This is a genomic window from Alterinioella sp. B-7 (assembly GCF_056857775.1).
This window is the reverse complement of record NZ_JBSXNT010000017.1, coordinates 89170-97626: the sequence shown is the minus strand read 5'-3', so window position 1 is coordinate 97626 and position 8457 is coordinate 89170. Positions and strand designations below refer to the sequence as shown.

The following is an 8457-nucleotide window of genomic DNA, read 5'->3' as shown; positions in this document are numbered from 1 at the left end:
TCCTCGACTGCCGCGACCCCGAAAAAATGGCAGATGAAGGCGAGCCGTTCGCGGACCGTGCGGGAGGATGGCTCGACCTGATGGCACAACCCGCCGTTCTTCACCCGATAAGCCGCGCCTGCGCCGGTTATCACCTCTGGTACCTCGCGGCGCTCGGGCAGCAGGGTGACCGAATGGAAGCGGCAGTCACGGCCGGGCGCATCGCGGCCAGCGACGGCAAGGGCGCAGTCTTTCCGCCTCCGGTCATGGGCGGCGCAGGGGGGCTTCGCGCGGGTGGCTCACCCGCCGACCGTCTGGCGCGATGGCTTGACGGGATGGAGACCGCCTGCCTGACCGCAATGCGGCACCTAGACGATATCGAGGCATGGTCAGCGAGGGCAGAAACCGAGATGACCCCACTCTCGGGCCGCACGCCCCCAGCCTTGTGCGCTGTTCTGACCGAATGGCCACTCGTCTCCGCCCCGATGGCCGAGGCTCTGACCGGCGCCAGTCGCGCCGCCGTCCAGCGAAACATTGCCTGGATGGAGGAAAAGGGTCTGGTCCGCGAGATGACGGGGCAGGGGCGGTATCGGATGTGGCGTGCGGCGAACTGAAGTCAGCAGCGACCTGCACACCCATTCGGTCAAGCGCTTTGTTGAGCGGGCAGGTCCCCATCAGCGAACAGGTTCGGGAAAAGGCGTTCCCGGTAGTCGAGAGGAAATGCAAGTCGCACGGGCGTCTTTGGCGAGGTAGATGACAGGTACCTCCGCCCTGCAACGCGCTGATCACGCCGAGCCCCATGCCATCGTCGATGGCATAGACCCCATTGATCTGGTCGCCGTATTGGGTCAGGAAGGTTTCCATGACGGTCTGCGCGCGTTCCCTGTTCCATTCCGCCGTCTGGCTGTCAAGCACGCTGATACCCGGATAGGCATCTGCAATCGGGTCGAGGAAGCAGTTGCCGCGCAGGATCGACACGGTGTAGCCCGGCGTGCCTTCGACCACCACGATATTGCCTTCGCCATCGAGCGCATCGGCCAGCATGTCGGCGGCGTGTTGCCCCTGCAAGCAGTCATCGGGGCCGGTATGGCCAACGATGTAGCGCCGCGCCTCAACACATTGTGAGTAGATGTAAACCCGTTCCAATCCATCACCGGACAGGCCCGGAATCGTCGTTGAAGAGCGGCTTCCTCCGTGGCCCCGGTCCAAGCGCTGCATGGTATATTTGTCTCATGCAGCTATCTGATTAGCTTTTTGCTGCAAGTTCCTTCTTTGGATCGTGGAAAGGGATCGGCACGACTACGCCGCCGCGTGTTTCCCCCAGCTTGTCAACGGTCAGCTCCGTCTCGAGGTCTGCATGCTCGATTTTCAGCATGCCAAGTGCGATGTTCTTCTTCAGCCGCGGGGAATAGACCGCCGAGGTGACCGTGCCGACCTGGATTCCGTCCTTCATGAGCGGCCAGAAAAAATCGTTGACGCCAACAAAAGGCTCCCCTTCGATCTCCAGACCGACGAGCTTCTGCCTGATGCCCTTTTCCCTGATCCGTTTCAGCGCGTCCTTGCCGACGAAATCGGCTTCCATGTCGAGGCTGACCAGACGGTCGAGGTTCAGCTCGAACGGGTTGTTGGCCAGGTTCATATCGGCGTGATAGGACAGCATTCCCGCCTCGATCCGGCGAATGCCGGATGTGTGGCCCGGTTTGAGACCCATGGGCGTGCCGATATCCATGATGTGTTCCCAAAGACGGTTTCCGGCAGACCCGTCGCGCAGGAAGATCTCGTAGCCAAGCTCGCTCGACCAGCCGGTGCGCGAAATGATCAGCGGCACCCCGTACCAGTCATATTCCATGAAATGGTAGTATTTCAGTTCGGTCGGGGCGTCGCCGAAACACGCGCGCAGGATATCGCGGGATTTCGGGCCCTGAAGCTGTAGAGGCGACACGTCGGGCTCGGTGATTTCGACATCCATATCGGCGTTCACCGCTACGCCGCGCGCCCATAACAGGACGTCGCTATCGGCGATGGACAGCCAGAAATGGTCCTCGGCCAGTTTCAGCACGATCGGATCGTTGATGACCCCGCCATCCTGATCGGTAATCAGCACATATTTGCACTGCCCGACCTTGCAGGCCGAAATGTCGCGGCAGCACAGGTACTGGGTGAACTTGGCTGCATCCGGCCCCTTGATCTCGACCTGACGTTCGACCGACACGTCGCACAAGATCGCCTGTTCGATCAGGTTCCAGAAGTTCTGCTCCGGGCTACCGAAATCGCGCGGGATATACATGTGGTTATAGACCGAAAAACCCTTGGCGCCCCAACGCAGAGCCGCGTCGGAATAAGGGGACTTGCGGACCTGAGTACCAAAGCTGAAGTCGGCAAAGCGAAGTTCGTGGTTCGTGCTCATGTTCGTGTTCCAGTCGGTGAATGTGGCAGGGTCATCGCTTCTGGCGCACCAGATCGCGGAGTTCATTCTTGCGGATTTTTCCGGTGGTCGTCTTTGGCAGTTCGCCGAAGATCACCTTCTTGGGACGCATGTAGCCGGCCAGGTTTGCCTTGGCATGGGCCAGCAGGTCGTCTTCAGTCGCCGCGCCGCAAAGTTCGACAAAGGCGCAGGGCACTTCGCCCCATTTCTCGTCGGGCATGGCCACGACCGCGACGAGGCTGACGGCAGGGTGGGAATAAAGCGCCTTTTCCACCTCGATGGACGAGATGTTCTCGCCGCCCGAGATGATGATGTCCTTGGACCGGTCGCGGATCTCGATGTAGCCATCGGAATGCTGCACCGCGATGTCGCCCGACCAGAACCAGCCGTCCTTGAAGGCCTTCGCGGTCTCCTCGGGCGCCTTCAGGTAGCCCTTCATGACGATATTGCCGCGAAACACGACCTCGCCGAGGGTCTGAGCGTCCCAGGGAACAGGCTCTCCTGTCTCGGGGTCGAGAACCAGAACGTCTTCTTCCAGCTCATAAGCCACGCCTTGCCGCGCCTTCAAATCGGCCCTTTCCTGCGCGGGCAAGTCGGCCCAGACAGGTTTTTCGGCGCAAACCACGGCGGGGCCATAGACCTCGGTCAGGCCGTAGACATGGGTTATGGATATGCCCATCGCCTCCATCCCCTTGATCACGCTGGCGGGCGGTGGCGCGGCGGCGGTCATCATCTTGATCTTTTGCGGGAAGTCGCGCTTTTGTTCGGCCCCACTGATCATCGACATGATAATCGGCGCACCGCACAGGTGGGTCACGCCATGATCGGCGAAGGCGTCATAAATCGCCTCCGGCCTTGGCGCGCGCAGGAACACATGGGTTCCGGCGAGCATGGTGATCGTCCAGGGGAAGCACCAGCCGTTGCAGTGAAACAGCGGCAGCGTCCACAGATAGACGGGGTGGTGCGGCATTTCCCAGGTGACGACATTGTTGACCGCATTGGTCCAGGCGCCACGGTGAGAATAAACAACGCCCTTGGGCCGGCCCGTGGTTCCGGAAGTGTAGTTCAGCGCCAGCGCGTCCCACTCATCATCGGGCAGGGTATAGGCGAAGGTGGGATCGCCTTCGGCCAGCAGATCGTCAAAGGTGAGCTCGCCGATCCTTTCGCCACCCGGTCCTTCGCTGTCTTCGATATCGACGATCAGGAGATCGCGGCCGGATTGCGCGACGGCTTCGGCGGCCATTGCCGAAAACTCGGTATCGACCAGCAGAACCTTCGCCTCGCCATGTTCAAGAATATAGGCGATCGTGCCGGAACCGAGCCGCGTGTTGTTGGCGTTCAGGACCGCCCCCAGCATCGGCAGCGCCAACGCGCATTCCAGGGCCTCCGGGATGTTCGGCGCGATCAGGGCAACGGTGTCGCCTTTGCCGACACCTCGTTTGGCCAGTGCCGAGGCCAGCTGCTTGCACCGCTCCGCGACCTCACCCCAGTTGCGGCGGATGTGCCCATGGATCTGCGCGGGCAGTTCGGGGTGCACACGCTCCACGCGCTTGAGGATCGAAACAGGGGACAGCGCCGTATGATTGGCGGCATTGCGCGCCAGTTCGGGCCCATCAAACGTCATTCACCCGTCCACTCTGGCATGGATTCCTTACGCGTGAAGGCACCGATCCCGGCCTCGGCGTCGCGCGCCATCATGTTCTCGACCATTGTGCGGCCGGCAAAGGCATAGGCTTCTTCCAGCGGCATTTCGGTCTGTTCATAAAAGGCACGCTTGCCGATCTTGACCGCAGACGGCGATTTGTCGGCGATGATGCGCGCCATTTCCATGGCCTTCCCCTCAACCTCTGCCACTGGCACCACATGGTTCACAAGACCCATTTCGGCGACACGGGCGGCGGGTAGAAACTCGCCCATCAGCAGCATTTCCATCGCCATCTTGCGCGGCACATTGCGCGACAGCGCAACCATGGGCGTGGAGCAGAAAAGGCCGATATTCACGCCCGACGTGGCGAATGTCGCGTCCTCGGCGGCCACGGCCAGATCGCAGGACGCCACCAACTGGCATCCTGCCGCCGTGGCAATTCCCTTGACCTCGGCGATCACCGGCTGCGGCAGGCGCACGATGCGCAGCATCATCGCGGAACATTTGGCAAAGAGGTCCTGGAAATACTGGAACCCACCGTCGCCGTCTTCGCGGCGCGCGGTCATTTCCTTGAGGTTATGGCCCGCACAAAAATGGTCGCCGCCGCTGCGCAGGATCACGACCTTGACGCTGCGGTCCGCCGCGATTGCGTCCAGCATGTCGGACAGGGCGGCCAGCATCGCCTCTGACAGGGCGTTGATGGATTTGGGTGCATTCAGCGTCAGGACACTGATGCCGTCCTGGTCCGAGCGCAGGATGAGTTGTTCGGTTTCCATTGTGCCGTCCATGATTTATACCAACGCGCCGCCGGCCGATTTCCACGCACCAACGCCGCCGGACATGTTCAGAACCGGCGAGAGGCCCATCTCCATGGCCACCAGCGCCGCCATGGCGGACCGTCCACCGGATGCGCAGTAAAAGACATAGGTCTTGTCCTGATTGAATTCGGGTTTGTGCGCCGGGCTTTCGGGACAGATATGGAACTCCATCATGCCGCGGGACGATGATACGGCCCCCTTTATGACGCCTGTCCTTGCCTGCTCCGTGCCGTCGCGCAGATCGACGAAGACGTGAGCGGGCGAGGCCGCCAATGCCAGCGCATCTTCGGCGCTGATTGCAGGTACACGCCCCAGGGCATCATTCACGATATCCTTGGCACTCTTGATGATGGTCTGTGACACGATCAGATTCCTTGTTTGGACGACACCAGGCCGCTGTTGTCAGATCGCCAGGTCGAGGCGCGGTTTCCAGAACGGGCGGAACAGCTCGATCTTGGGACAGCGGTTCATCACGACCTTGAGGCCGGCGTCTTCGGCAAGCTTTGCGGCGGCATCGTCGTAAACCCCGATCTGCCCCCAGATCACCTTGGCCCCGATGGCAATCGCCTTTTCGGTGATGGCATAGAGTTCGTCCTTGGGACGAAAGACCTCGACCATATCAACAGGGCGATCGATCTCTTCGAGCGAATGAACCACCGGAATGCCGCGAATTTCGGTCAGGTTCGGGTTCGGGTTTACCGGGATCATGTCGTAGCCGGTTTCATGCAGCACGCGCAGCACCCCATAGCTGAATTTGGTCTTGTCAGCGCTGGCACCAACCATCGCGATGGTTTTCACCGACTTCAGAATGTCGGCAAGGTATTTCTGGTCGTAATCGTAGAGTTCATCCAGCGCTTGGGCGGGCATGTCTCAGGCCTCCTTCGGGGTCGCGATATCCGCCTTCAGCTCATGCGGCTCCAGCGGATCAAGGAAAGGGTTGCGGTAGAGTTTGTCGTGGCTTTCGACGCCGATTTCGAGCGTGATGTCGGTCATCGGGCGTGCGACGCAGAGCAGGACATATCCGTTGTTGATCTGACGGTTGTTCAGCGCCACCTGACGTCGCTGATCGACCTCACCATCGGTCAGTTTGGCGGCACAGGTGATGCAGCCGCCGTATTTGCAGCCATAGGGCAGATCGACCCCTTGCTCGCGCAGGGTCTCCAACAGCGGACGGCGCGCTTCGACCTGATAGGCCGCGCCGTCGCGGTTTGCGATCGTTATGGTGTGTGTCGCGGTCAAAGCCAGATATCGCTGGTGCAGTCGCCACCGGGATAGCGGGTTTCGTGGCAGCGGCTGGGGCCGTTCGGTTCCTTGCCGAAATCGACGATGAAATCCTCGTTGATCTTCATGCCGCCGTTTTCGACATCGCAATCAATCATCAGCATGACACCGCCCTGTGTGCGGATCTCGGGGTAGAACTGGTTGTCCCAGGTTGAGAACAGCGAGGTGGTGACATAGAGCCGCTTGCCATCGAGCGAGAGCTGATACATCTGCGGCCCGCCCGCGACTTTCACGCCGTTGACCTCTGGTGCCTTGCCCAGCAAACCACCCATCCAGACCTGACCGGTCAGGACCGGGTTGTGCGGATCGGAGATGTCATACTGGCGCATGTCACCGTGCAGCCAGTTGTTCAGATACAGGTATTTGTCATCCATCGACACGAGGATCGCGCTCATCACGCCCGGCACCGGAATGGGCCATTCGGGATGAGGCTCGTTCTCGACGTCGATGATCTTTTCCCATTCCCACTTGCCGGCCTCGGATTTCCAGAAATGGATCACGTTGGCCGACAAGGCCGCGCCACAGAACCCGTGGCTGCTGTCGGGATCATGATGGAATTTCACCTCCAGAGGGATCAGCCCGTCTTCGCCCAGATACATGGTTTCGACCGGCTTGCGCGCTTCGAAATCCCAGATGTGCAGGCGGCGGCCGTATTTCAGGTGCCCCACTTCCTCCAGATCGAAGCCTGGCATGAAGGTGTTGGGCGCGGCCCACTCGGAAGATACCATGACGTTGTGGCGCGGCTGGTACCAGAAGTCATAGGAAAACGGGATGTCGCCCATGGTTTCTTCCCACCGGCCCTGAATCTCGAACTCCCTGTTCAGATGCAGGTAGCCGCCCGGCGCTTCGCCTTTCGCATCGCCCAGAAACGAAATGATGATCTCACTGCCCAGGCAATGCACGGTGTGCGGACCGCTGAGGTTGGCCTTCGACTTGATCTCGGCCCCGTCGATCACCTTGTGCAATCGCGGTGCGCGTGGATCGGTGGCCGTGTCGATGACGTGGATGTTGTTGGACCGCACGCCGGGAACCAGCAGATACTTGCGCGACATGCCCGCATCGTCATGGCACGAAGAACAGGCGTTCCACCCCATGTGGTGCAGTTCATCCCCGATGCCGGGCATCTCGAGCCGGTGGATGACCTGGCTATAGGTCGGGCTGTCCGGGTCCGCATCCACGGTCGCCAGATAATCCGGTTTCTGGATGCCGGTGCCGGTATAGATGGCGATCGTGTAGAGCAGTTTCTCGCGGGGGGCCTTGATCGCCTCGGTCGGACTTGCATAGCCCGGGCCGCAACATGCGCCGTCCATCATCACATTCCTCCCTTGCGATAACTTCACACTTCTCGTATTTCGATAATGAGATTCTCGCAAGGTAAAAAGTATGCATCTGGAAAGACTCGTTTGGATCCTTGAAATCGTCGGGCAGAAGGGTGAGGCAACGGTGGCCGAGATCTGTGCCCATTCGGACCTGCCCAAGCCTTCTGCCTACAGGCTTGTGCAGGATCTGGTCGATGTCGGGCTGCTGGAACCTGTCGCCCGCGGGCGGTTTGCGATTGGCATCCGCCTGAAGCACATAACGCATAGCGATCAGTCTGACCGTGCGCTGCTTGAACTGATTGCGCCAACGCTGAAACAGGCGGCTGCCGAAGTCGGTGCCGCGTTCTTCCTGTCGCGCCTGCGCGGAAAATCCGTTGAAATCATCCACGTCGAGACGCCCGACACCGGAGTGTCCTTTCTTCATCCGGGTTTAGGCAAGCGCCCCTTGCATGCCTGTTCCTGCTCGAAGGCTGTCGCGGCGTTTTCACCGGATCTGTTCCCGACCGGCGACATGGAAGGGCAGTTGCGGGCATATACCGAGTTCACCGTAACGAACCTGCATGATCTGGAAGCGGAGTTCGAAACCATTCGTCAGCAGGGCTTTGCGGAGTGTGTGGAAGAGATTGAGCGCGGCATGTGCTCGGTCGCGGCTCCTCTTGCACCAAGCGGCCCTGGGGCCTTGATGTCCATCGGTGCGACGGGATCCATGCGGGTGTTCACGTCGGCGTTTCGTGAGAAGCTAGGTCGCCAGATCGTCCAGATCGCGGGCGAGTTGTCGACCGGCCTTGGATGGGGCGTGGCGCAGGAGACAGGAAGAACGAGCCTGCCCTGACGCGCGCCGTCCTCCAGCGAGTTCTGGTGCAGTTGCAGGGCCGGGGCCAGCCAGCCCATGCGTTTGGCGCGGATGTTGTTGTCGATCATCGCGCCATTGATCGGAATGGGTTTAGAAGAAGCTGGTGCCGTCCGTCAGCCGGGCGGTCGGGTCCAGAC

At 60.7% G+C, this 8457-nt stretch carries 9 protein-coding genes and 1 pseudogene; 2 read left to right on the top strand and 8 right to left on the bottom strand.

What is annotated here, in order from left to right; genetic code table 11:
- On the top strand, positions 1-593 hold a 593-nt coding region (locus AC13C7_RS01905), incomplete at its 5' end, for a helix-turn-helix domain-containing protein (protein ID WP_482866443.1).
- A gap of 208 nt (positions 594-801) precedes the next feature.
- Here AC13C7_RS01905 and AC13C7_RS01900 read toward each other — a convergent pair.
- The 8 genes and pseudogenes from AC13C7_RS01900 to AC13C7_RS01865 form a co-directional block, all read right to left on the bottom strand.
- Positions 802-1023 (bottom strand): annotated as a pseudogene (locus AC13C7_RS01900) (substrate-binding domain-containing protein); the annotation flags it as partial.
- A 202-nt stretch (positions 1024-1225) separates the two neighbouring features.
- On the bottom strand, positions 1226-2386 hold the full coding sequence (locus AC13C7_RS01895) for a glycine cleavage T C-terminal barrel domain-containing protein (RefSeq protein WP_172321140.1): 1161 nt from the start codon (positions 2384-2386) through the stop codon (positions 1226-1228).
- Positions 2387-2417: 31 nt separating this feature from the next.
- On the bottom strand, positions 2418-4028 hold the full coding sequence (locus tag AC13C7_RS01890) for an AMP-binding protein (RefSeq protein WP_482866442.1): 1611 nt from the start codon (positions 4026-4028) through the stop codon (positions 2418-2420).
- Entirely contained in the window at positions 4025-4825 is an 801-nt protein-coding gene (locus AC13C7_RS01885; protein ID WP_235952766.1) for an enoyl-CoA hydratase, read from the bottom strand. The genes AC13C7_RS01890 and AC13C7_RS01885 overlap by 4 nt, the downstream gene beginning before the upstream one ends.
- Before the next feature lie 15 nt (positions 4826-4840).
- Complete coding sequence (locus tag AC13C7_RS01880; protein WP_482866441.1) at positions 4841-5230, bottom strand: rhodanese-like domain-containing protein; 390 nt, start codon at positions 5228-5230, stop codon at positions 4841-4843.
- A gap of 39 nt (positions 5231-5269) precedes the next feature.
- Entirely contained in the window at positions 5270-5734 is a 465-nt protein-coding gene (locus AC13C7_RS01875; protein WP_172321064.1) for a CoA-binding protein, read from the bottom strand.
- Between the two features lie 3 nt (positions 5735-5737).
- The gene (locus tag AC13C7_RS01870) at positions 5738-6106 is read right to left on the bottom strand and encodes a 2Fe-2S iron-sulfur cluster-binding protein (RefSeq protein WP_482866440.1); all 369 of its coding nucleotides are present in this window, start codon (positions 6104-6106) and stop codon (positions 5738-5740) included.
- Entirely contained in the window at positions 6103-7461 is a 1359-nt protein-coding gene (locus tag AC13C7_RS01865) for a selenium-binding family protein (RefSeq protein WP_482866439.1), read from the bottom strand. Before AC13C7_RS01865 ends, AC13C7_RS01870 begins: the two co-directional genes overlap by 4 nt.
- Positions 7462-7531: 70 nt before the next feature.
- On the opposite strand from AC13C7_RS01865, the gene AC13C7_RS01860 reads away from it, so the two are divergent.
- Positions 7532-8299 (top strand): IclR family transcriptional regulator, encoded by a 768-nt coding sequence (locus tag AC13C7_RS01860; RefSeq protein WP_482866438.1) that lies wholly within the window; start codon positions 7532-7534, stop codon positions 8297-8299.
- Positions 8300-8457 lie beyond the last annotated feature (158 nt).